Here is a 19,803-nt window from a genome sequence, read left to right on the forward strand (position 1 = left end):
AATCGGCGCAATGCTCCTGTGGCCTGCGCTTGTCACGCCATCAACTCACGCCCGATGCGCCGTTGCCAGGTAGTCCGAGCTCTGCATCTCGATCAGGCGCGAAGCGGTGCGCTCGAATGCGCCAGCCAGGCGCTGGCCGCTGTACAGGTCTGGCGGCGCGTCCTGCGCGGTGCAGACCAGATTGACGTGGCGGTCGTACAACTCGTCGATCAGGTTGACGAAGCGACGCGCGGCGTCTTCATTGATGCGGTCGAAGTGCGGGATGCCGCCAAGCAACACGGTGGTGAATTCGCGCGCGATCTCGATGTAGTCACTGGGTCCGCGCGGGCCTTCGCACAGCGCGGCAAAGTCGAACCAGGCGATGCTCTTGCCGCGCGCGCGCACCGGAATCTTGCGCGATTCGATTTCGATATTGCCCGCGCGCGCCTCGGCATTGCCGCTCAACTCGCCCCAACGCTGTGCAAGCCAGTCGTCGGCCTGCGCGTCCAGCGGCGCGCGGTACACCGGCGAGCGCGTCAATGCGCGCATGCGGTAATCCTCGGTGCCTTCGGCATAGAGCTCTACGCAGAACTTCTGCAGCAGGCCGATCGCCGGCATGAAGCTGTCGCGCTGCAATCCGTTGGCATAGAGGTTTGCCGGCGCGGTGTTGGAGGTGGTCACCAGCGTCACGCCTTCGGCAAACAGGCGCTCGAGCAGGCGCGCCAGCAACATCGCATCGCCGATGTCGGTGACGAAGAATTCGTCCAGCACCAGCACGCGCAGGTTTTCGCGCCATTGCTGGGCAATCTTGGCCAGTGGATCGCTTTGCCCGGCGTGCTCGCGCAGCTGCTCGTGCACGCCGCGCATGAAGCGGTGGAAATGGGTGCGGTACTTCTGCTTGATCGGCAGGCCGTCGTAGAACAGATCGACCAGAAACGTCTTGCCGCGGCCGACTCCGCCCCAGAAGTACAGGCCGCGCACCGGCTCGGGTTTCTTCCAGAAGGCCGAAAGCCGGTCCAGCCAGCCATCCTGCGCGCTGTCCACCAGCGCCTCGTGGATACGGTCCAGTTCCGCCAGCGCCGCCTGCTGGGCAGGATCGGCACGCCAGTCGCCACGTTGTACGCCGGCGGCGTAGCGCTGCGACGGGGTCATCTCACTCATTGCGTTCTCCGCAGGCCGGCTGCTGCCCTGCCCGCTCAACGGCGCATCGCCAGGCGATACGCGTGGTCCATGCCGCGGTCAGACGGCGGCCGGCAGCCAGCGCCGGACACCATGCTGGATCGCACCGCGCAGGTCGATCAATTTGCGGTGGAAGAAGTGGCTGGTGTCGGGCATGCGCACCAGCTCGGGCTGCTGCTCCAGCGTATCCAGCCAGTCGTACACCGCCTGCGGGTCGACGATTTCGTCGGCATCGCCCTGGATCACCAGCCATTGCGCCGGCGGCTGCATGTCGCTGAAATCCCACCGCCCGGCCGGCGGCGCGATCGAGATCAACGCCTGCGGCGCCAGCGCTCCGGCAGCGCGCAACGACACATACGCGCCGAAGCTGAAACCGGCCAGCCACAGCGTGTGGTCCGGGCGCTGCGCGCGTACCCACTCGGCCACTGCGCGCAGGTCCTCCTGCTCGCCATCGCCATGATCGAACACACCGGCAGACGTACCGACGCTGCGGAAATTGAAACGCACCACGGTGATGCCGAGCTCGCGCAGCGCGCGTGCGGCCATGGTGACGACCTTGTTGTGCATGCTGCCGCCCTCGGTGGAGAGCGGGTGGCAGACGATGGCGGTGACCGGTTGCACGGCCACGTCCGCGTCGGGCAGATCCACCGCGACATCGAGCGGACCGACAGGCCCGCTCAGCGTCAGCGCTGCGGATTCGGTGGGGAATGGGGGATTGGACATGGCCTCATAATAGCCGCCCCGCCGGCCGCGTTCATCGCCCTGCCTGCACACTTCGTTGCGTTGCCCATGCATTTTCTGTTGTTTGCCGTCATTTGCAGTGTCCTGGTGTCGGTGTTGTTGAAGCTCGCACCGCGTCGCGACATCGACGTCTTTCAGGCCATCACCTGGAACTACGCCACCGCCAGCGTGCTGGCCGTGGGACTGCTCGAACCGTCGTTCGCCAGCCTGCATGCACCCGGCACGCCGTGGCTCGCGCTGCTAGGGCTGGCAGTCGCGTTGCCAGGCATTTTCCTGGTGTTGGCGCGCTCGGTGCGGGTGGCCGGAATCGTGCGTACCGATGTGGCCCAGCGGCTGTCGTTGCTGCTGTCGCTTGCAGCCGCATTCACGGTGTTCGGCGAGCACGCCGGGGTCTGGAAACTGGCAGGCCTGGGCATCGGCCTGTTGGCCATCGTCGGCATCGTGCAGCGCCCGCGCGCAGCGCCTGCGGTCGAGCCTGTGTCGGAACCGGTGGTGCAGGCACGCGCATGGCCGTGGCTATTGGGTGTCTGGGCCGGTTTTGCGCTGATCGATGTGTTGCTCAAGACCATCGCGCTGTCGGGCACGCCCTCGCTCACTGCGTTGACGCTGTGCTTTGCGCTTGCCTTTGCGCTGCTGCTGTGCGCGCAGGTGCTGCGGCTGCGCCGGGGTCATCGCCTGCACCTGCCCAGCATCGCCGCCGGCCTGCTGCTGGGCGTGCTCAACTTCGGCAACATCCTGTTCTACGTGCGTGCGCATCAACACCTGGCGCATAGCCCTGCCACGGTGTTTGCGACGATGAACATCGGTGTGGTGGTGCTCGGCGCGCTGGTCGGCATGCTGGTCTTTGGCGAACGCACCACACGCTGGACCCGCGTGGGCCTGGCATTGGCGGTGGTGGCGATCGCAATGATCGCGTGGGGATCACGCTGACGCAGCGCGTCGTGGCCTTATGACGTGCACGATGGCCGTGCGCGTCATGCGTCAGCACGCCGGGCTTAGCGCTCCCAGTGCGGGAACGGGTCATCCAGCAGCTGCCAGTGTGCCGGACCCTGGCGCAGCTCCTGGTCGCTGAGCAGGCAGGCATCCAGCGCCGCGCGTGTGCGCGGTGCATCCATGTCCACGCCGATCACCGCCAGCTCCTGGCGGCGATCGCCCCACAGCGGGTGCCAGAGCCGCTGCATGGCGGCATATTCGTTGGGGTCCCCCACTTCGTGCAGCTGCGGCAGCGGCGCGCTCCAGCAGTGCGTCTGTTGCCGCTGCCAGCCGATATCGGTGTAGGGCAACGGGGTGATGCTGGTTTGCTGTGGCTGGCCGATCGCCTGCGCATCCACGCGATGGCGTGCGGCAAACCAGAAGCCCGCCGCAGTGGTCTGGGTGGCGCCACCGACGCTGGACAATTCGCCCACCCAGTCCATCCGGCTGGCCAGCCAGAAGAATCCCTTGCTGCGAATCACCTGCGGCAGACCGCTGCCCACCATGCGCGCGAAGCGCTGCGGGTGGAATGGCCGGCGCGCACGGTACACAAAGCTGCTGATGCCGTATTCCTCGGTCTCCGGTGTGTGCTGGCCGCGCAGTTCCTGCATCCACCCCGGCGCCAGCTGCGCGCGGGTGAAGTCGAAGCGCCGGGTATCGAGCAGCTGCTGCAAGGGCACATTGCCATGGGCCGCATCCACGATCGCCGCCTCGCGATTGAGCGCACGCAGCACCGCGCGCAGGCGTTGCAGCTGCTGCGCGTCGATGCGATCGCATTTGCTGATCACCAACACATCGGCGAACTCCACCTGCTCGCCCAGCAACTGCACCAGCCCGCGCGTGTCGTCCGGACCGGCTTGCTGGCCAAGGTCGGCCAGCGTGGCGGCCGAGCCGAAGTCCTGCAGAAAACGGCTGCCATCCACCACGGTCACCATGGTGTCCAGACGGGCGATATCCGACAGGCTGGAACCGTCGGCGTCGCGTACCGCAAAGGTGGCCGCCACCGGCATGGGCTCGGCAATGCCGGTCGATTCGATCAGCAGGTAGTCGTAGCCGCCGTGTTCGGCCAACCGCCGCACTTCCTGCAGCAGATCGTCGCGCAGGGTGCAGCAGATGCAGCCATTGCTGAATTCCACCAGCGTCTCTTCGGTGCGCCGCAGGGCCGCGCCGCCCTCGCGCACCAGCTGCGCATCGATGTTGATCTCGCTCATGTCGTTGACGATCACCGCCACGCGTAGGCCCTCGCGGTTATGCAGGATGCGATTGAGCAAGGTGGTCTTGCCGGCGCCCAGAAAGCCGGACAATACGGTGACGGGCAGACGCGAATCACGCTTGGGGGACAGGGACATCCTGAAGGCCTGGCTGAGATGGAGTGTTACTATATAACACTTTGCCGACAGGACACCGTAGATGCGCGCCACCGCTTCCCTGCTGGACAGCTCGGCCATCGCCTTGTCCGGGCTGTGCCTGCTGCATTGCCTTGCCCTGCCGCTGTTGGCCGCCGCGCTGCCACTGCTGGGCGCCTGGAGCCGGGCCGAATGGGTGCATGTGGTGTTTGCCACGGCGGCGGTACCGCTCAGCGGCTACGCGTTGTGGAGCACCCACCGCCGGCACGCGCTGCCGCCACTGGTGTGGATGTTGGCGATCTGCGGGCTGACCGGGCTGGTGCTCGGCGCGAGCGGTCTGGCCGGCGCGTGGGAAACACCGATCACCGTCGTCGGCAGCCTGCTGCTGGCAAGCACCCACCTGGTGAATCTGCGGCTGCGGCGCCGACACGGAAACTGCGCGCGCTAGCGGCAGGAGCGATCACCGCGACAGCGCGATGTGCCGGAGCGGCTCGCCGGGGAAGCTTGCCAGGTTACGAATATGCCCAAGCTGCTTGATCAGCGCTTGCAGGCCCTCGCACCACGTCGCCGCAGAACGCGCCTGCGGCGTGGCGGCGACTGCCACCGCCCCACTCGCCGGTTGCACCCAGACCCGAGCTCGTCCGCTGCCCTGACCAGGCCAACGCCGTCCGCAGCGCGCTCCCTGGATTGCAGCAGCACGCGCGCTTACCGCGCGCCACATCGATCCCCGCCCTGCGCTACAGCGAGAAGCCCAGCAATACCGGGTCGTGATCGGAACTGCGCCATGGGCCGGGCAGATTGCGCTTGGCATAGCCGGCCTCGTCCATCGCATCGGCATTGATGTGCCATTCGACCGCGCCACGCAGCTGCTTGGCCATGGCCGGGCTGAGCAACGCGTGGTCCAGGCGTCCGCTCATGCCGTCGTAGACGTAGCTGTAAGGCTGTTTCACCCCGGCTACCGCAAACGCATCCTGCCAACCGCTGGCGCGTAGGCTGCGCATCGGCGTTTCCATCGCGTATGCATTGAAGTCGCCCAGCAGCACGGCCAGCCTGGTCTGCGCGCCGGTGGGGTCGGTCTGCAGCCATTGGTGCAGGCGCTTGGCCGATTCGGTGCGGGTGGCGTTCCAGCAGGCCTGGCCGTCCTGCTGGTCGGCGTCGGCGCCGCTGGCATTGCCGCAGCCCTTGGATTTGAAGTGATTGGCGACCACCACGAAGGTCGCCCCACGCGTGCTGCGGAACGCCTGCGCCAGCGGCACGCGGCTGTGGTTCTCGAACGGCCCGCCGGTCAGCGTGGCCGGCTTGCCCACCGGGGTCACCTGCGAGCTGCGATACACGATGCCGACCCGGATCGCGTCATCGCCCGGGCCGCTGCCGGTATCGACGAACTGCCAATCCTTGTCCTTGCCGGCGGCGTTGAGCGCAGCCACCAGTTGCGCCACCGCCGTATCGGCGCCGCTGCCGTCGTTTTCCAGCTCCATCAGCGCGGCCACGTCGGCGCGCAAGGGCACGATGGTGGCGACCAGCTTGGCCAGCTGCGCCTGGAACTGTTCGTGCGTGCGCGCGCCGCGCTTGGTCGGAAAGCCGCCACCGCGGCCATTGCCGTTGAAGAAATTCTCCAGGTTGAACGAGGCGATGCGCAGGTCGCCACCCACCTGTGGCGCCACTGCGGTGGGCATGGCCGGCACGGCCAGCGGCGTGAGCACCTGGATGCGGTACCGGCCGTCGTAGCGCTGATCGACGATGCCATCGACCGACTTGAGCAGGCTGCCGCTGCGCAACGCCGCATCGGCCGGCAGGTAGGACACCTGCTTGGGGCTGCGCCCGTTGCGTGCATCGTCCAGCAACACGCGGCGACGCGCGTTATCGGCCTCCACCTGGGCGAAGGCCGGGGTGCCGGCCGCCGCCACTTCGCTCGGCTGCCACAGCCGCCCACCGAACGCGGCAACCAGCTCGCCGTCGGTGTCCAGGCGATCGCTGCCGTTGAGCGTCAGCGCGGCGATGCGCACGTGTTCGCCTTCCAGCGCTTCCCAGTTGGCCGGCGGCCCGCTGAGCATGCGCACCGGCACCGGCTGGCCGCTGGCAAGCCGCTCGATACTGCTGGCCTCCAGCGTGGTCAGACTCGCGTCGCCACCTGCCGAGACCTCGCGCACCGTGCCGACGATGCGCACGCGGTCGCCCACCGCCACCTCGGCATTGCCGGCACAGGTGACGAACAGCCCGTGCGAGCGCCGCGGCTCGACGCCCGGCTGCTGCACGAACAGGCCGGCCAGGCCCGCCCGCGTGTCAGCCGTGACGATGCCTTCCACCTCGACCGCCCGGCCATCGTACGGGCTGCGGGTGTCCTCGCCCTGCACGTCGGCAATCGAGAGCCGCTGCGCGGCACCGTCTGCAGCGCTGCAAAGCAGTGGCGCCAATAGACCGGCCAGACCGAGCACAAGCAGTGGGCGATGCGACATCGAACGACTCCAGATGGGATGGATCAAACGCAAGCGCCGCCCGGAAGGCGGCGCGAGAGGGTGAAGCGCGGGAACAGGCTAACAAACCGCAGTGACGTGCCGCCAGGCGTGTTCTTTAAGGGACACGCGATGCGACCAGTGTGCTGCATCGACACTCCGCTGCGCTTGCCCGCACCAGGGTCTGCAGGCGACGCATCCGATCAAGCAAGGGACAACGCTGGCGATTTGCGGTGCAGGAGCGCCAACGGCACACCACGCCCCGCGATTCCCCACAGCGACCTTACTTCAGATTGCCCAGCATCCAGTCCACCGTTGCACGCACCTGTTCTTCGGTCAGCGCCGGGTTGCCGCCCTTGGGCGGCATGATGCCGCCATCCGGGCCGGTGTAGCCCTCGATCGCGTGCTTGTACAAGGTGTCCTTGCCCTGGGCGATACGCGCATCCCAGTGCGAGTGGTCCAGCGTCGGCGCCTTGCCCACGCCGGTGGTGTGGCAGGCGGTGCACAGGTTGTCGAAGATGGTCTTGCCGTCGGTGGTACCACCGTAGGCCGACTGCGATGAGGCCTTGGCCAGCGCTGCCGCCTGGGCGGCTGCCTGCGCCGCCGCACCGGTGGTGCCGGCATAGACCGCGCCGGCCGGCGCGATGCGCTGCTGCACCCGTTTGGCGGCAGTCGGCGAGACCTCGTCGGGAATGGCGCGTTGCAAATACGCTGCCAGGGCGATCAGGCCCAGGGTGATCACTACCAGTAATCCGATCACCATCGAGAATTTTTTCAGGAACTCGAGGTCGTAATTCCGCACGCGCTCACCCCTGGCTGTTGGTCGAAGACCTCTGCTAGCGCCGGAGTATAGAGCACAGTTCCTGCCAGTCTGACCAGCGTGCGTGACAGTGATTGGAGCCAATGTGCAGCGTGCCCCACCCGGAGATGGTTCCTGCGCACGGGCACGCTCGCGCCTGCCGGCAAATTGCCGCAATGCCGCATGGCGCGTTGGTCTGGTCCGACGGAATTGCGTATCATTCCCATCAATCCACGGGGACGCGCCTGCCGCCTCGCCCGGTCCGTTACCAGGAGTCGCCCCGATGAAATCCTTCCTGCTGTCCTGCCTGGCCTTGGCCAGCCTCAGTCTGTCCGCCCAGGCCCACGAAATCTGGATCGAACGCGATGGCAGCGGCCCGGTGCGCATCTTCTTCGGCGAGCCGGCGCAGGAAACGCTCGATCACGGCCAGGACGAGATCAAGCGCGTGGTCAAGCCGACCGTGTTCGGTACTGCCGGCAAGGCCGGTGCACTGCAACGCGGCAGCGAGTTCCTGACTGCACCTCTGTCTGGCGCGGGCGATGCCTGGTTGAGCGACGACAGCGTGTTCGAGCCGTGGAAGGGTGAAGCCGGCGGCTTCGAGACCGTGAGCTATTACGCCCGTGCCGGCCGCGCGACCCCGTCGGCCAAGCTGGATCTGGAACTGGTGCCCACCACCGCCAACGGCAGCACGCTCACGGTGCTGTATCGCAACAAGCCGCTGCCCAAGGCCGAGGTCACCGTGATCGACCCGCAGAAGTGGCAGAAGACGCTGACCTCCGACGCCAAGGGCCAGGTCACCCTGCCCAAGCTGCGCCCCGGTCGCCACATCCTGGTGGTGAACAACAAGGAGCCGGTCAAGCGCGAGATCGCCGGCAAGCAGGTGACGCTGGTGCACCACATCAGCACGCTGACCTTCGTCGCCGAATAAACCGGCCACCTCCAACGCTTGCCTGATGTCCAGCGCCCCGCACCTGTCGCTTCCCTGGTTCAGGCGCCCGTGGCTGGGCGTGCTGGCGCGCACGTTGGCCGCGATTGTTGGCGGTTATGCGCTGGCCAGCGCCACCAACCTGTTGCTGGCCCTGGTCCTGCCGATGCCGCGCAGTGAAGCGGTGTTGACCAGCATGCTGGTCGGCATCCTGGTGTGCGCCTGTGCGCCGCTGTGGGCATTTGCCACCGCCAGCGTGTGGCGGGCCTGGGCGGGAATCGCGGTCCCGGCGGCGCTGATGTTCGCGCTGGCGGCCTGGCTGCAGCGGGGAGCGGCATGAAGCAGGGGTTTCGCCAGTCGATGGCATGGCTGCATACCTGGACCGGCCTGCTGGTCGGCTGGGTGCTGCTGCTGATCTTCATGGGCGGCACCGCCAGTTACTACCGCGATGAAATCAGCCGCTGGATGCGTCCGGAGCTGCCCACCACCACGGTGAGCAGCGAGGCCGCCGTCCGCAGCGCCGAGCAGTATCTGCAGACCCATGCAGCTGACGCAGTGAGCTGGAACATCACCTTGCCGGACGCGCGGACGCCGGTGGCCAGCATGTACTGGCAGAACCCGGCGCCAGCCGACGGCAAACCGGCCAGCCGCCGCGAGATGTACGGCAACGCCATCATCGACCCGGCCACCGGCAAGGAGATCGCCGCGCGCGACACGCTGGGCGGCGACTTCTTCTACCGGCTGCACTTCGACCTGCATTACCTGCCGGTGATGTGGGCTCGCTACATCGTCGGGTTCTGCGCGATGTTCATGCTGGTGGCCATCATCAGCGGCGTGATCACGCACAAGAAGATCTTCAAGGACTTTTTCACGTTCCGCCCGGGCAAGGGCCTGCGCTCGTGGCTGGACTTCCATAACGTCAGCGCAGTGACCGCGCTGCCATACCACGCGATGATCACCTATACCGGCATCGTGACCTTGATGTTCATGTACCTGCCGTGGGGCATCAAGGCACGCTACGCCAGCGACGAGATGCGCTTTTACGACGAGTCTGCCAACCGCGTGGCCGACACCCGGCAGGCGGCCGGCACGCCAGCGCACATGCTGCCGCTGGAACAGTTTGTGGTGCGCGCCCGCAGCGACCTGCGCGGGGGCGAGATCGGCAACGTGGCGGTGTCGCTGCCCAACGATGCGCATGCGGCAGTCGGCGTCAGCCAACTGGCCGCGCAGCTGTCCAGCACCGCGCCCTCCATCCTGTACGACGGCCTCACCGGCGCGCGCCTGCAGCGCAGCGGCGTGCCCGGTGGCGCGAGCGAAACGCGCGGGGTGATGGTGGGGCTGCACATCGCGCATTTTGCCGGTCCGTGGCTGCGCGTGCTGTTTTTTGCTTCCGGCCTGCTTGGCTGCCTGATGGTGGCCAGCGGCGTGGTGATGTGGGCGGTGAAGGAACGCCCCAAGCACCTGAAGGCCGGACGCATCGGGTTTGGATTGCGCCTGGTGGACGCGCTCAACATCGGCACCGTGGCCGGGCTGCCGATTGCCTTTGCCAGCTTCTTCTGGGCAAACCGGCTCTTGCCGGTGGCGCTGGAAGCGCGCGCAGCGATGGAAGCGAACCTGTTCTTTGCCGCCTGGGCCAGCGCGTTGTTGGCTGCGTTCGTCTGGCCGCGCCGCGCGATGTGGAGCTGGCAGCTGTACCTGGGCGGCGCCCTGTTCGCGCTGGTGCCGCTGCTCAACGCGATCACCACCGATGTGCATCTGGGCGTGACGCTGCCGGCCGGCCAATGGATGCTGGCCGGCGTCGATCTGGTCTGCCTGGGCCTGGGTATCTGCCTGGGCATTGCCGGCTGGCGCTTGCAGCACTGGAAAGCGCCGCAATCCGCGGCTGCCCGACGTGCGCGTGCCACGGTCGCCACCCCGGCGGAAAACAGCGTACCGCTGCAGGAAAGTGCATGAGCGTGATGCTGTTGCTGGCGTTGAATTTTTCCGGCTTCGCGGCGCTGTGCCTGGCGATGGAAAAACACCAGCACGAGCTGCGTGGCCGCAGCCTGGGCGCTGCGCGCACGCGGCAGTTGCGCAGCATCGGCTGGCTGTTGCTGCTGCTCACCTTTGGCCTGGCGGTCCGCGCACAGGGGTGGGGCATCGGCCCGGTACTGTGGCTGGGAACGCTGACTGCCGCCGCGGCGGTGTTGGCACTGTGGCTGCTGCCCTATCGGCGTGGCGCGGTGCTGCCGGCCGCCATCGCCGTGCCGGTGCTGGCTGGCGCCGCGCACCTGCTGATGGGCTGAGACCGCGGCCGACTATGGCGGCGGATCGCCCCAGCTGCGCCCATCGCGTGGCAGCCGGCCATCGTCGAGCACCCGCAGCACCTGCTCGGGCTGCAGCATGTCCAGGAACAGCACCACGTTGATCCCGTCTGGCGCTGCCAGGCTGGGAAAGATCACCCCGGGAATCTGCGCCTCACGCAGCAGGTCGCCAAGCACCCAGCTCACCGGCTCGACCTTGGTGACCAGGGCCTTGCGCCAGTCGTCGGTCCAGTCGGCCCAGAGCGCGTCCCAGCTGGCATCGAGCAGGCGCAGATCGGCCAGCGCCGGCAACTCGGCCGCGTAGCTGACCAGCGTGAACGGCGGCAGGAACGGGGCGGCCTGTGCGTATTCGGCCGCAGCCGTGTCCAGTTGCAGCGACAGGTACAGCGCCGGCTGACCGAAACGATTGAAGCGCCCGCCCGAGCGCGCCGCACCGGCACCACTCAGCGGTTCGGCGGCCCAGCGCGGAGTGAAGGCGCGATACAGCGTGCAGTGCGCCGGAGCGCTCAGCTTCAACCGGCGGCCCCCGAGGCGACGGTACGCAGGTAGGTCAACGCATCGTCGGTGCGTCCCTGCTTGACCACCTCCAGCAGGGTGGCGAACTCGAAGACGGGGATCGGGGTGTTTTTCAGATGGAACACCACCTGGTGTTCGTCCGGCTGGATCTGCGCCATCGCCACCAGCAACCGCGAGAGATTGCGCAACACCTCCTGCACGCGCGGGCTTTCCGGATGCACGCGCAGGCTGTTGCGATGCACGCCGGCCAGCTCGGCCAGCTCCTGCTGCGACAGCTCCAGCAGGCCGGCCATGGCTGCCGGCGAAAGAATGGTGCGGTCGGGCGCGCGCAACCGCTCGGTCAGGGAGAGGGGATTGAGGACGGCGACCATGGGTGTGCTCGGGCAGGTGACGTGCACAGTATATGCACAGCAATAAGCATCCATCCAGCACGGCGGGATGCACGGTCAGCGCAGTGTCAGACCTGCCTGGCCGCCCCCACTGCGCGCAGGCAGAAGCCGCTGATCGCTTCCACCAGCTGTTCGCCTTGCTGCGGGTCGCCGCGACTGGGCGCGATCGGCCCGACCAGGGCCTCGGTGAATGCGCCGACGATGCAGGCCGCTGCGGCATCCAGTGACTGTTCGGGAAATTCTCCGGCGGCCACGCCTTCGGCCAACAACTGCCGGAATACCTCGCCGAACAGGCGACGGCCGCGGATGCGCTCGGCATCCACTTCGCCTTCCACCGGCTCGGCGATGAAGGCGTATGCCAGCGCCGGACCGGCCAGCGCGCGTCGCACGAAGGTGGCGATGGCGGTGCCCAGGCGCTCGGCCGCACTGGCATCGGTGGTGGCAATGGCGCGCAGGATGGTCATCTCACGCTGCACCGCCGCGTTTAAAACTTCAACGAAAAGCTCGGCTTTGGACGGGAAATGCCGATAAATCTGCCCGGTTGACACGCCAGCGGCTGCCGCCACCGCGGTGATCGGGGCGTTGCGGTAGCCGCCCTCGGCGATCAGCGCGCGGGCCGCGTGCAGGATGCGTTCGCGGTTGCCGGCCAGGCGTTCTTCCATCAGGGCGGAGCGTCGATAAGCCATGGTGTGATTCTGGGTTCAATAGTTGAATTTTAGTTCACTTTTTTTCCGGGGACGGCTAGGCTGCCTGCTTACGCCGCGCGGCCCGCCCGCCCCCACCCGGCACGTCCCGATCCCTGTGGAGTTGCTCCATGCATGTGCCGTCCTTGAATTTCGAGCTTGGCGAAGAGATCGATCTGCTACGCGAAAGCGTTGCGGCGTTCGCCAGCCACCATATCGCCCCGCTCGCCGCGGCGGCCGATCACGACAATGTCTTTCCGTCGCAACTGTGGCGTCTGTTCGGTGAGCAAGGCCTGCTGGGGCTGACCGTGGAAGAAGAATACGGCGGCAGTGGCATGGGCTACCTGGCGCATGTGGTGGCGATGGAAGAAATCTCCCGCGCCGGTGGCGCGATCGGGCTCTCGTACGGGGCGCATTCCAACCTGTGCCTCAACCAGCTGCGCAAGAACGCAACGCCCGGGCAGAAGCAGCGTTATCTGCCCAAGCTGTGCACGGGCGAGCATGTGGGCGCGCTGGCGATGAGCGAGGCCGGCTCCGGCTCGGACGTGGTGTCGATGAAGCTGCGAGCGGACGCGCGCGGCGACCGCTACGTGCTCAACGGCAACAAGATGTGGATCACCAACGGCCCCGACGCCGACGTGCTGGTGGTCTACGCCAAGACCGACCCGGACGCCGGCGCGCGCGGCATCACCGCCTTCATCGTCGAAAAGGGCATGCCGGGGTTTTCCACCGCGCAGAAGCTCGACAAGCTGGGCATGCGCGGCTCCAACACCTGCGAGTTGGTGTTCACCGATTGCGAAGTGCCGGCCGAAAACGTGCTCGGCACCCTCAACGGTGGCGTGCGCGTGCTGATGTCCGGGCTGGATTTCGAACGCGTGGTGCTGGCCGGTGGCCCACTGGGCCTCATGGCGGCGGCGATGGACGTGGTGCTGCCCTACGTGCATGAGCGCAAGCAGTTTGGCGAGCCGATCGGCACCTTCCAGTTGATGCAGGCCAAGCTGGCCGACATGTACGTCGGGCTCAATGCCTGCCGCGCGTACGTCTATGCGGTGGCACGTGCCTGCGATGCCGGGCGCACCACGCGCCAGGACGCGGCCGGCGCCATCCTGTATGCCGCCGAGAAGGCCACCTGGCTGACCGGCCAGGCGATCCAGGTGCTGGGTGGCAATGGCTACATCAACGACTACCCCACCGGACGTTTGTGGCGCGATGCCAAGTTGTACGAGATTGGCGCGGGGACCTCGGAGATCCGGCGCATGCTGATCGGCCGCGAACTGTTCGAACGCACCGCCTGACGGGGCCCTCATGAGCGTGATCACCAGCCAGCTGCAGATCAGCGGCGAGAGTTTTCAGGCCAACGCCGCGGCAATGCGCGTGGTGGTCGATGATTTGCGCCGCACCCTGGCGCAGACTGCGCTTGGCGGCAACGACGCGGCGCGGGCAAAGCACACCGCACGGGGCAAGCTGCTGGTACGCGACCGGATCGATGCGCTGCTGGATCCGGGCAGCGCCCTGCTGGAGATCGCACCGCTCGCCGCGCACGGCATGTACGACGACCAGGTGCCGTGTGCCGGCGTGGTGGCCGGTATCGGCCGCGTGTCTGGCGTTGAGTGCGTGATCGTGGCCAACGATGCCACCGTCAAGGGCGGCACCTACTACCCGATGACGGTGAAGAAACATCTGCGCGCGCAGGACATCGCGCAGCAGAACCGCTTGCCATGCATCTATCTGGTCGATTCCGGCGGCGCGTTCTTGCCGCTGCAGGATGAAGTATTCCCCGATCGCGACCACTTCGGGCGCATCTTCTACAACCAGGCCAACCTGTCGGCCAACGGCATTCCGCAGATCGCCTGCGTGATGGGCTCCTGCACGGCCGGCGGTGCGTACGTGCCGGCAATGAGCGATGAGACGGTGATCGTGCGCGAGCAGGGCACCATCTTTCTCGGCGGCCCGCCGTTGGTGAAAGCGGCCACCGGCGAAGAAGTCACTGCCGAAGCGCTTGGTGGTGCCGATGTACATACGCGCATCTCCGGGGTGGCCGATTATTTTGCCGACAACGATCTGCAGGCACTGGCACGCGTCCGCGCCATCATCGCGCAGCTCAACTGGCGCAAACCGCCTGCTTCCCTGGCACTGCAAACGCCGGCGCCGCCGCGGCATGCCGCCGACGAGCTGTACGGCGTGATTCCTGCCGACACACGCAAGCCGTTCGACGTGCGCGAAGTGATCGCGCGCATCGTCGACGACTCACGCCTGGACGAATTCAAGCCGCGCTACGGCAGCACCCTGGTGACCGGCTTTGCGCATCTGCATGGCTACCCGGTGGGCATCATCGCCAACAACGGCATCCTGTTTTCCGAGTCCGCGCTCAAGGGCGCGCACTTCATCGAGCTGTGCACACAACGCGGCATTCCGCTGGTGTTCCTGCAGAACATCACCGGCTTCATGGTCGGGCGCAAGTACGAACACGGCGGCATCGCCAAGGACGGCGCCAAGCTGGTGATGGCGGTGGCCTGCGCCAAGGTACCCAAGTTCACCGTGGTGATCGGCGGCTCGTTCGGTGCCGGCAACTACGGCATGTGCGGCCGCGCGTATTCGCCGAACTTTCTGTGGATGTGGCCGAACGCACGCATTGGCGTCATGGGCGGCGAGCAGGCTGCCAGCGTGTTGGCGACGGTGCGCCGCGACGGCATCGAGGCCAAGGGCGGGACATGGTCGGGCGAAGAAGAAGACGCGTTCAAGGCGCCGATCCGCGCGCAGTTCGAACAGCAAGGCCACCCCTACTACGCCAGCGCACGCCTGTGGGACGACGGCATCATCGACCCGGCCGATACCCGGCGCGTACTGGGCCTGGGCTTGTCAGCAGCGTTGAATGCGCCGATCGAACCGACGCGCTTTGGCGTGTTCCGCATGTGAGCACGACCGTTGGCCAGCGTTGCATGTGCCGGCGTATGCGTCTACGTGCGCTGCGGTCAAACACAGCGCAACGCATGCCGGCAGCATGGAATACAGACATCGCACTGACTGAGCGCAGCACGACATCCACCTGCGCTCATGCGCGCGACCACCGCCACGATGGCGATGTGCAGAGACCGACCCGATGACACAGCACGACCCCGTCGCCACCGCAGCGCAACGCCCCTTCGACAAGATCCTGATCGCCAATCGCGGCGAGATCGCCTGCCGGGTGATCGCCACCTGTCGCACGCTCGGCATCGCCACGGTGGCCGTGTATTCGGATGCCGATCGTGATGCGCGGCATGTGCGCCTGGCCGATGAAGCGGTGCATCTGGGTCCGGCGCCTGCGCAGCAGAGTTATCTGCGTGGCGAAGCGATCCTGGAGGCAGCGCGCCTCACCAGTGCGCAGGCGATCCACCCGGGCTACGGATTCCTCTCGGAAAACGCGGTCTTTGCCGACGCCTGCGCGCAGGCCGGCATCGTGTTCATCGGGCCCCCGGCCGCTGCGATCCGCGCGATGGGCGACAAGAGCGCGGCCAAGGCATTGATGCAACGCGCCGGCGTGCCGCTGACGCCGGGCTACCACGGCGACGAACAGGCACCGGCGTTCCTGCGTGCGCAGGCCGATGCGATTGGCTACCCGGTGCTGATCAAGGCCAGCGCCGGTGGTGGTGGCAAGGGCATGCGCCGGGTCGATGCCAGCGCCGCATTCGAGGATGCATTGGCCAGCTGCCAGCGCGAAGCGCAGTCGGCGTTCGGCAATGCCCATGTGCTGGTGGAAAAATATGTCGAGCGCCCGCGCCATATCGAGATCCAGGTCTTCGGCGATACCCATGGCGAGGTGGTGTACCTGTTCGAGCGCGACTGCTCGGTACAGCGCCGCCATCAAAAGGTATTGGAAGAAGCGCCCGCGCCCGGCATGACCGAGGAGCGCCGCGCAGCGATGGGCAAGGCAGCGGTCGATGCCGCACGCGCCGTGGGTTACGTGGGCGCGGGAACGGTGGAATTCATCGCCGGGCCGGAGGGCGATTTCTATTTCATGGAAATGAACACCCGGCTGCAGGTGGAGCACCCGGTGACCGAATTGATCACCGGCACCGATCTGGTCGAGTGGCAACTGCAGGTTGCCGCAGGCGCGCCGCTGCCACGCCGCCAGCACGAGTTGCGCATCCATGGGCATGCGCTGGAAGCGCGCCTGTATGCCGAAGATGCCGAGCGCGGCTTCCTGCCCTCCACGGGCACCTTGCGCCAGCTGCAGTTGCCTGCCGCCAGCGCGCACGTGCGCATCGATGCGGGCGTGGAGCAAGGCGACAGCATCAGCCCCTACTACGACCCGATGATCGCCAAGCTCATCGTCTGGGATGTCGACCGCCCTGCGGCACTGGCACGCATGCACGCTGCGCTGGCACAGGTTCATGCGGTAGGCGTCACCACCAATAGCGCATTTCTGGCACGCCTGATCCGCACCCACGCGTTCGCATCGGCCGATCTGGATACCGGGCTGATCGAGCGCGAACACGCTGCGCTGTTTGCCGACGCCACCGTCCCCGAGAATGCCTGGTGGTGCCTGGCTGCGGTCTCGATCGCCGAGGCAGCGCTGCAGCCTGCGCCGGATCCTGCCGATCCGTTTTCGCCATGGCAGACCGCCGACGGCTGGCGGATCGGCGCACATGCGGCGCGCAGCGTGCAGCTGGAGGCAGCGGGCGAACATCGCACGCTGGGCGTGCGTCGGCTCACCGATGGCTGGCAGGTCACTCATGCCGGCCAGACGCATCGCCTGCGCCACCACTCCCACGACCATGACGTACGCGTGGACATGGATGGCCGGCAGTGGCGTGCGCAGCTTCTGCGCGACGGCAATACGGTGACCGTGATCGGCTCCACGCAGCGTGCGATGTTCCGCCACCACGATGCGCTGGAGAACGCGGACCAGCCCGCGCACGAGGCCGGCGGCCTGACGGCGCCGATGCCCGGGCGCATCGTGTCGCTGGCGGCGGCGGTGGGCCAGCCGGTCACCCGCGGGCAGGCGCTGGTGGTGCTGGAAGCGATGAAGATGGAGCACACCCTGCACGCGCCCGGCGACGGCATGGTCAAGGCCTACTTGGTGGCCGAGGGCGATCTGGTGGCCGACGGTGTCGCCCTGGTGGAATTTGTGTCCGCATCTGCGTAGTGCCGCATGGGAGCGTGACCAACGGCACGTCCGCTGGCGCAGGCGCCGCCCCTAGCGTGGGCACTCGGCCGGACTGGCCGTCTAGCCACCGGAGGCTTCATGCAACGTTTGCTCCTTGCTTCCAGCATGCTGCTGGCGCTGTCTGCCTGCAGCGACAAGACCGCTCCCGCACCCGACAAGGCCACACCGCCAGCATCCGCCGCAGCGGCAGCGCCCACGGCGCCCCCTGAACTGATCACCCGCGAGGCGCTGTTCGGCAATCCCGAGCGCGCCAATGTCAGCATCAGCCCGGACGGCAAGTATCTCAGTTGGGTCGCACCGCTGGATGGCGTACTCAATGTCTGGGTGGCGCCAGTGGATGCACCGGACCAGGCGCGCGCCATCACCAAGGACACTGCGCGTGGCATCCGCTCCTATTTCTGGACCTACCAATCCAACACGCTGCTGTATCTGCGCGACACCGGCGGCGATGAAGACTTCCATCTGTTCTCGGTCAACCTGACCGATGGCAGCAGCAAGGACCTGACCCCGTTCAAGAAGACCAATGCCGAGGTGTACCGCGTCAGCGCGCAGCATCCGGACACCATCATGGTCGGCATGAACGACCGCGACGCCAAGTGGCACGACCTGTACCGGGTGGAGCTGGCCTCGGGCAAGCGCACCCTGGTGCAGAAGAACACCGACAGCCTGGACTCCTATCTGCTGGATGGAAACTTCCAGCTGCGTTACGCCACGCGTGCCACCGAGGACGCCGGCCGGGAACTGCTGGTACCCGATGGCAAGGGCTGGAAGCCTGTGGACCGCATTCCATTCGAAGATGTCACCAACACCTTGCCCGACGGGCTGACCGACGACGGCAAGACGCTCTACATGCAGGATTCGCGCAATCGCGATACCGCCGCCCTGTACGCCATCGACACCGCCAGCAATGCACGCACGCTGTTGTTCGAAAGCCCGCGCGCCGACGTCGGCGCCACCTTGAACGACCCCAGGACCGGCGTGGTGCAGGCGGTATCGACCGACTACCTGCGCGAGGAGTGGAAGGCGTTGGATACCGACGTTGCGGCAGACCTGCAGAAACTCAAATCCCTGGGCGCAGGCGATGCCAGCGTTGCCGCACGTACGCTCGACGACCGCATCTGGATCGTCGGCTATTCGGCAGCAGAAACGCCACTGACTTACTACCGCTACGATCGCGCCGATGGCGGCAAGCTGACCAAGCTGTTCTCCGCACGGCCTGCGCTGGAGGGCAAGCCGCTGGTACCGATGTGGCCGCAGGAACTGACTGCACGCGACGGCCTCAAGTTGGTCAGCTACCTCACCCTGCCCGCTGAAGCCGACGCCAATCACGACGGCAAGGCCGACAAGCCGGTACCGCTGGTGCTGTTCGTGCACGGCGGCCCGTGGGCACGCGACAGCTACGGCTATGGCAGGTTCCAGCAATGGATGGCCAATCGCGGCTACGCAGTGCTTTCGGTCAATTTCCGCGGCTCCACCGGCTTCGGCAAGGCCTTCATCAATGCCGGTAATGGCGAATGGGCAGCTAAGATGCACGACGATCTTTTGGATGGCGTGCAATGGGCGGTCAAGCAGGGTGTGACTACGCCCGACCAAGTCGCCATCCTTGGGGTCAGCTATGGTGGCTACGCCACGCTGGTTGGCCTGACCTTCACCCCCGATGTCTTCAAGTGCGGTGTGGATCTGGTCGGTCCCGTCAACCTCAACACGCTGCTCGGCACCATACCGCCGTATTGGGCAGGCCAGTACAAGCAGTTCACCAAGCGCATGGGCGACCCGGCTACCACCGCAGGCAAGCAATGGCTGACCGAGCGCTCACCGCTCACGCATGTCGACAAGATCAGCAAGCCGTTGTTGATCGGCCAGGGCGCCAACGACCCGCGCGTCAAGCAGGCCGAGAGCGACCAGATCGTCAACGCGATGAAGGCCAAGAACATTCCGGTGACCTACGTGTTGTTCCCCGACGAAGGCCACGGCTTCCAGCGTCCAGAAAATATCAAGGCATTCAGCGCGGTTACCGAAGGTTTCCTGAGCCAGTGCCTGGGCGGCCGCGCGCAACCGATCGGCGCAGACTTCGACGGCTCCAGCATCACCGTCCCGGAGGGCGCAGACAAGATCAACGGCCTGCCCGATGCGTTGAAGACACATACGCAGGCGATTCGGCAGTAGCTCGCACGTGGCGGCATCGGCCACAACATCGGCGTGACCGGCGACCTCCAGTCGCCGGTTCATCGTTTTAGCAATACAACCGGCTGATGCAAGTGCAAGTTTCACAGTCGATCGCCCCGTAGGAACATCTGCAAGTGCGCAACACTGCAGCGACGCGTCGAAGGCAGATGACGCCGGATCGTCGGGCCGCTGCGCCGGCGCAC

At 66.7% G+C, this 19,803-nt stretch carries 18 protein-coding genes; 10 read left to right on the forward strand and 8 right to left on the reverse strand.

Annotated features, from left to right (window positions below; genetic code table 11):
• Window positions 1–45: 45 nt before the first annotated feature.
• Together zapE and XnspCFBP7698_RS15350 are read right to left on the reverse strand one after the other, a co-directional pair.
• Window positions 46–1,140, reverse strand: coding sequence for a cell division protein ZapE (gene zapE, locus XnspCFBP7698_RS15345; protein WP_104580198.1), 1,095 nt, complete (start codon window positions 1,138–1,140; stop codon window positions 46–48).
• Between the two features lie 78 nt (window positions 1,141–1,218).
• The gene (locus XnspCFBP7698_RS15350; protein WP_047694541.1) at window positions 1,219–1,881 is read right to left on the reverse strand and encodes an alpha/beta hydrolase; all 663 of its coding nucleotides are present in this window, start codon (window positions 1,879–1,881) and stop codon (window positions 1,219–1,221) included.
• Window positions 1,882–1,947: 66 nt separating this feature from the next.
• On the opposite strand from XnspCFBP7698_RS15350, the gene XnspCFBP7698_RS15355 reads away from it, so the two are divergent.
• Window positions 1,948–2,829 (forward strand): EamA family transporter, encoded by an 882-nt coding sequence (locus XnspCFBP7698_RS15355; protein WP_104580199.1) that lies wholly within the window; start codon window positions 1,948–1,950, stop codon window positions 2,827–2,829.
• Between the two features lie 65 nt (window positions 2,830–2,894).
• Here the strand turns inward: XnspCFBP7698_RS15355 and XnspCFBP7698_RS15360 are convergent, their stop codons facing one another.
• Window positions 2,895–4,220 (reverse strand): GTP-binding protein, encoded by a 1,326-nt coding sequence (locus XnspCFBP7698_RS15360; protein ID WP_104580200.1) that lies wholly within the window; start codon window positions 4,218–4,220, stop codon window positions 2,895–2,897.
• A gap of 61 nt (window positions 4,221–4,281) precedes the next feature.
• Here XnspCFBP7698_RS15360 and XnspCFBP7698_RS15365 point away from each other — a divergent pair, with 61 nt between their 5' ends.
• Window positions 4,282–4,665, forward strand: a complete 384-nt coding sequence (locus XnspCFBP7698_RS15365; RefSeq protein ID WP_104580201.1) for a MerC domain-containing protein — start codon at window positions 4,282–4,284, stop codon at window positions 4,663–4,665.
• Window positions 4,666–4,954: 289 nt separating this feature from the next.
• Here XnspCFBP7698_RS15365 and XnspCFBP7698_RS15370 read toward each other — a convergent pair whose 3' ends face one another.
• The gene (locus tag XnspCFBP7698_RS15370; RefSeq protein WP_104580202.1) at window positions 4,955–6,673 is read right to left on the reverse strand and encodes an ExeM/NucH family extracellular endonuclease; all 1,719 of its coding nucleotides are present in this window, start codon (window positions 6,671–6,673) and stop codon (window positions 4,955–4,957) included.
• Between the two features lie 280 nt (window positions 6,674–6,953).
• Window positions 6,954–7,472 (reverse strand): c-type cytochrome, encoded by a 519-nt coding sequence (locus tag XnspCFBP7698_RS15375; RefSeq protein ID WP_039412147.1) that lies wholly within the window; start codon window positions 7,470–7,472, stop codon window positions 6,954–6,956.
• 280 nt (window positions 7,473–7,752) lie between these two features.
• Here XnspCFBP7698_RS15375 and XnspCFBP7698_RS15380 point away from each other — a divergent pair, with 280 nt between their 5' ends.
• Genes XnspCFBP7698_RS15380 through XnspCFBP7698_RS15395 form a run of 4 tightly spaced genes read left to right on the forward strand, consistent with a single transcriptional unit; the run spans window position 7,753 to window position 10,679 of the window.
• Window positions 7,753–8,397 (forward strand): hypothetical protein, encoded by a 645-nt coding sequence (locus XnspCFBP7698_RS15380; RefSeq protein ID WP_104580203.1) that lies wholly within the window; start codon window positions 7,753–7,755, stop codon window positions 8,395–8,397.
• Window positions 8,398–8,422: 25 nt separating this feature from the next.
• The gene (locus XnspCFBP7698_RS15385; protein ID WP_104580204.1) at window positions 8,423–8,734 is read left to right on the forward strand and encodes a DUF3649 domain-containing protein; all 312 of its coding nucleotides are present in this window, start codon (window positions 8,423–8,425) and stop codon (window positions 8,732–8,734) included.
• Window positions 8,731–10,347 (forward strand): PepSY-associated TM helix domain-containing protein, encoded by a 1,617-nt coding sequence (locus XnspCFBP7698_RS15390; protein WP_104580205.1) that lies wholly within the window; start codon window positions 8,731–8,733, stop codon window positions 10,345–10,347. Before XnspCFBP7698_RS15385 ends, XnspCFBP7698_RS15390 begins: the two co-directional genes overlap by 4 nt.
• Window positions 10,344–10,679, forward strand: coding sequence for a DUF3325 domain-containing protein (locus tag XnspCFBP7698_RS15395; protein ID WP_039406728.1), 336 nt, complete (start codon window positions 10,344–10,346; stop codon window positions 10,677–10,679). Before XnspCFBP7698_RS15390 ends, XnspCFBP7698_RS15395 begins: the two co-directional genes overlap by 4 nt.
• A gap of 12 nt (window positions 10,680–10,691) precedes the next feature.
• Here the strand turns inward: XnspCFBP7698_RS15395 and XnspCFBP7698_RS15400 are convergent, their stop codons facing one another.
• The 3 genes from XnspCFBP7698_RS15400 to XnspCFBP7698_RS15410 form a co-directional block, all read right to left on the reverse strand.
• Complete coding sequence (locus XnspCFBP7698_RS15400; protein WP_104580206.1) at window positions 10,692–11,213, reverse strand: RES family NAD+ phosphorylase; 522 nt, start codon at window positions 11,211–11,213, stop codon at window positions 10,692–10,694.
• Window positions 11,210–11,584, reverse strand: a complete 375-nt coding sequence (locus tag XnspCFBP7698_RS15405; protein WP_039406735.1) for a hypothetical protein — start codon at window positions 11,582–11,584, stop codon at window positions 11,210–11,212. The genes XnspCFBP7698_RS15400 and XnspCFBP7698_RS15405 overlap by 4 nt, the downstream gene beginning before the upstream one ends.
• A gap of 86 nt (window positions 11,585–11,670) precedes the next feature.
• The gene (locus XnspCFBP7698_RS15410; protein ID WP_104580207.1) at window positions 11,671–12,288 is read right to left on the reverse strand and encodes a TetR/AcrR family transcriptional regulator; all 618 of its coding nucleotides are present in this window, start codon (window positions 12,286–12,288) and stop codon (window positions 11,671–11,673) included.
• 128 nt (window positions 12,289–12,416) lie between these two features.
• Here XnspCFBP7698_RS15410 and XnspCFBP7698_RS15415 point away from each other — a divergent pair, with 128 nt between their 5' ends.
• The 4 genes from XnspCFBP7698_RS15415 to XnspCFBP7698_RS15430 all read left to right on the forward strand — a co-directional run bounded on the left by XnspCFBP7698_RS15415 (window position 12,417) and on the right by XnspCFBP7698_RS15430 (window position 19,600).
• Window positions 12,417–13,580 (forward strand): isovaleryl-CoA dehydrogenase, encoded by a 1,164-nt coding sequence (locus XnspCFBP7698_RS15415; protein ID WP_039406742.1) that lies wholly within the window; start codon window positions 12,417–12,419, stop codon window positions 13,578–13,580.
• A gap of 10 nt (window positions 13,581–13,590) precedes the next feature.
• Window positions 13,591–15,201, forward strand: a complete 1,611-nt coding sequence (locus tag XnspCFBP7698_RS15420; RefSeq protein WP_104580208.1) for a carboxyl transferase domain-containing protein — start codon at window positions 13,591–13,593, stop codon at window positions 15,199–15,201.
• A 184-nt stretch (window positions 15,202–15,385) separates the two neighbouring features.
• A complete protein-coding gene (locus XnspCFBP7698_RS15425) occupies window positions 15,386–17,413 on the forward strand; it encodes an acetyl/propionyl/methylcrotonyl-CoA carboxylase subunit alpha (RefSeq protein ID WP_104580209.1) in 2,028 nt (675 codons plus the stop codon).
• Between the two features lie 99 nt (window positions 17,414–17,512).
• The gene (locus XnspCFBP7698_RS15430; protein ID WP_104580210.1) at window positions 17,513–19,600 is read left to right on the forward strand and encodes a S9 family peptidase; all 2,088 of its coding nucleotides are present in this window, start codon (window positions 17,513–17,515) and stop codon (window positions 19,598–19,600) included.
• Window positions 19,601–19,803: the final 203 nt, after the last annotated feature.

This window comes from Xanthomonas sp. CFBP 7698, from assembly GCF_003600855.1.
In the GTDB taxonomy this organism is placed as follows: Bacteria; Pseudomonadota; Gammaproteobacteria; order Xanthomonadales; family Xanthomonadaceae; genus Xanthomonas; species Xanthomonas cannabis.

Bases quoted from the DNA above. Each gene is read 5' to 3' on its own strand.
- XnspCFBP7698_RS15355 (WP_104580199.1), top strand. From the start codon at position 1,948: ATGCATTTTCTGTTGTTTGCCGTCATTTGCAGTGTCCTGGTGTCGGTG.
- XnspCFBP7698_RS15380 (WP_104580203.1), top strand. From the start codon at position 7,753: ATGAAATCCTTCCTGCTGTCCTGCCTGGCCTTGGCCAGCCTCAGTCTG.
- XnspCFBP7698_RS15420 (WP_104580208.1), top strand. From the start codon at position 13,591: ATGAGCGTGATCACCAGCCAGCTGCAGATCAGCGGCGAGAGTTTTCAG.
- XnspCFBP7698_RS15430 (WP_104580210.1), top strand. From the start codon at position 17,513: ATGCAACGTTTGCTCCTTGCTTCCAGCATGCTGCTGGCGCTGTCTGCC.
- XnspCFBP7698_RS15410 (WP_104580207.1), bottom strand. From the start codon at position 12,288: ATGGCTTATCGACGCTCCGCCCTGATGGAAGAACGCCTGGCCGGCAAC.
- zapE (WP_104580198.1), bottom strand. From the start codon at position 1,140: ATGAGTGAGATGACCCCGTCGCAGCGCTACGCCGCCGGCGTACAACGT.
- XnspCFBP7698_RS15425 (WP_104580209.1), top strand. From the start codon at position 15,386: ATGACACAGCACGACCCCGTCGCCACCGCAGCGCAACGCCCCTTCGAC.
- XnspCFBP7698_RS15365 (WP_104580201.1), top strand. From the start codon at position 4,282: ATGCGCGCCACCGCTTCCCTGCTGGACAGCTCGGCCATCGCCTTGTCC.
- XnspCFBP7698_RS15370 (WP_104580202.1), bottom strand. From the start codon at position 6,673: ATGTCGCATCGCCCACTGCTTGTGCTCGGTCTGGCCGGTCTATTGGCG.
- XnspCFBP7698_RS15350 (WP_047694541.1), bottom strand. From the start codon at position 1,881: ATGTCCAATCCCCCATTCCCCACCGAATCCGCAGCGCTGACGCTGAGC.
- XnspCFBP7698_RS15360 (WP_104580200.1), bottom strand. From the start codon at position 4,220: ATGTCCCTGTCCCCCAAGCGTGATTCGCGTCTGCCCGTCACCGTATTG.
- XnspCFBP7698_RS15385 (WP_104580204.1), top strand. From the start codon at position 8,423: ATGTCCAGCGCCCCGCACCTGTCGCTTCCCTGGTTCAGGCGCCCGTGG.
- XnspCFBP7698_RS15415 (WP_039406742.1), top strand. From the start codon at position 12,417: ATGCATGTGCCGTCCTTGAATTTCGAGCTTGGCGAAGAGATCGATCTG.
- XnspCFBP7698_RS15405 (WP_039406735.1), bottom strand. From the start codon at position 11,584: ATGGTCGCCGTCCTCAATCCCCTCTCCCTGACCGAGCGGTTGCGCGCG.
- XnspCFBP7698_RS15395 (WP_039406728.1), top strand. From the start codon at position 10,344: ATGAGCGTGATGCTGTTGCTGGCGTTGAATTTTTCCGGCTTCGCGGCG.
- XnspCFBP7698_RS15390 (WP_104580205.1), top strand. From the start codon at position 8,731: ATGAAGCAGGGGTTTCGCCAGTCGATGGCATGGCTGCATACCTGGACC.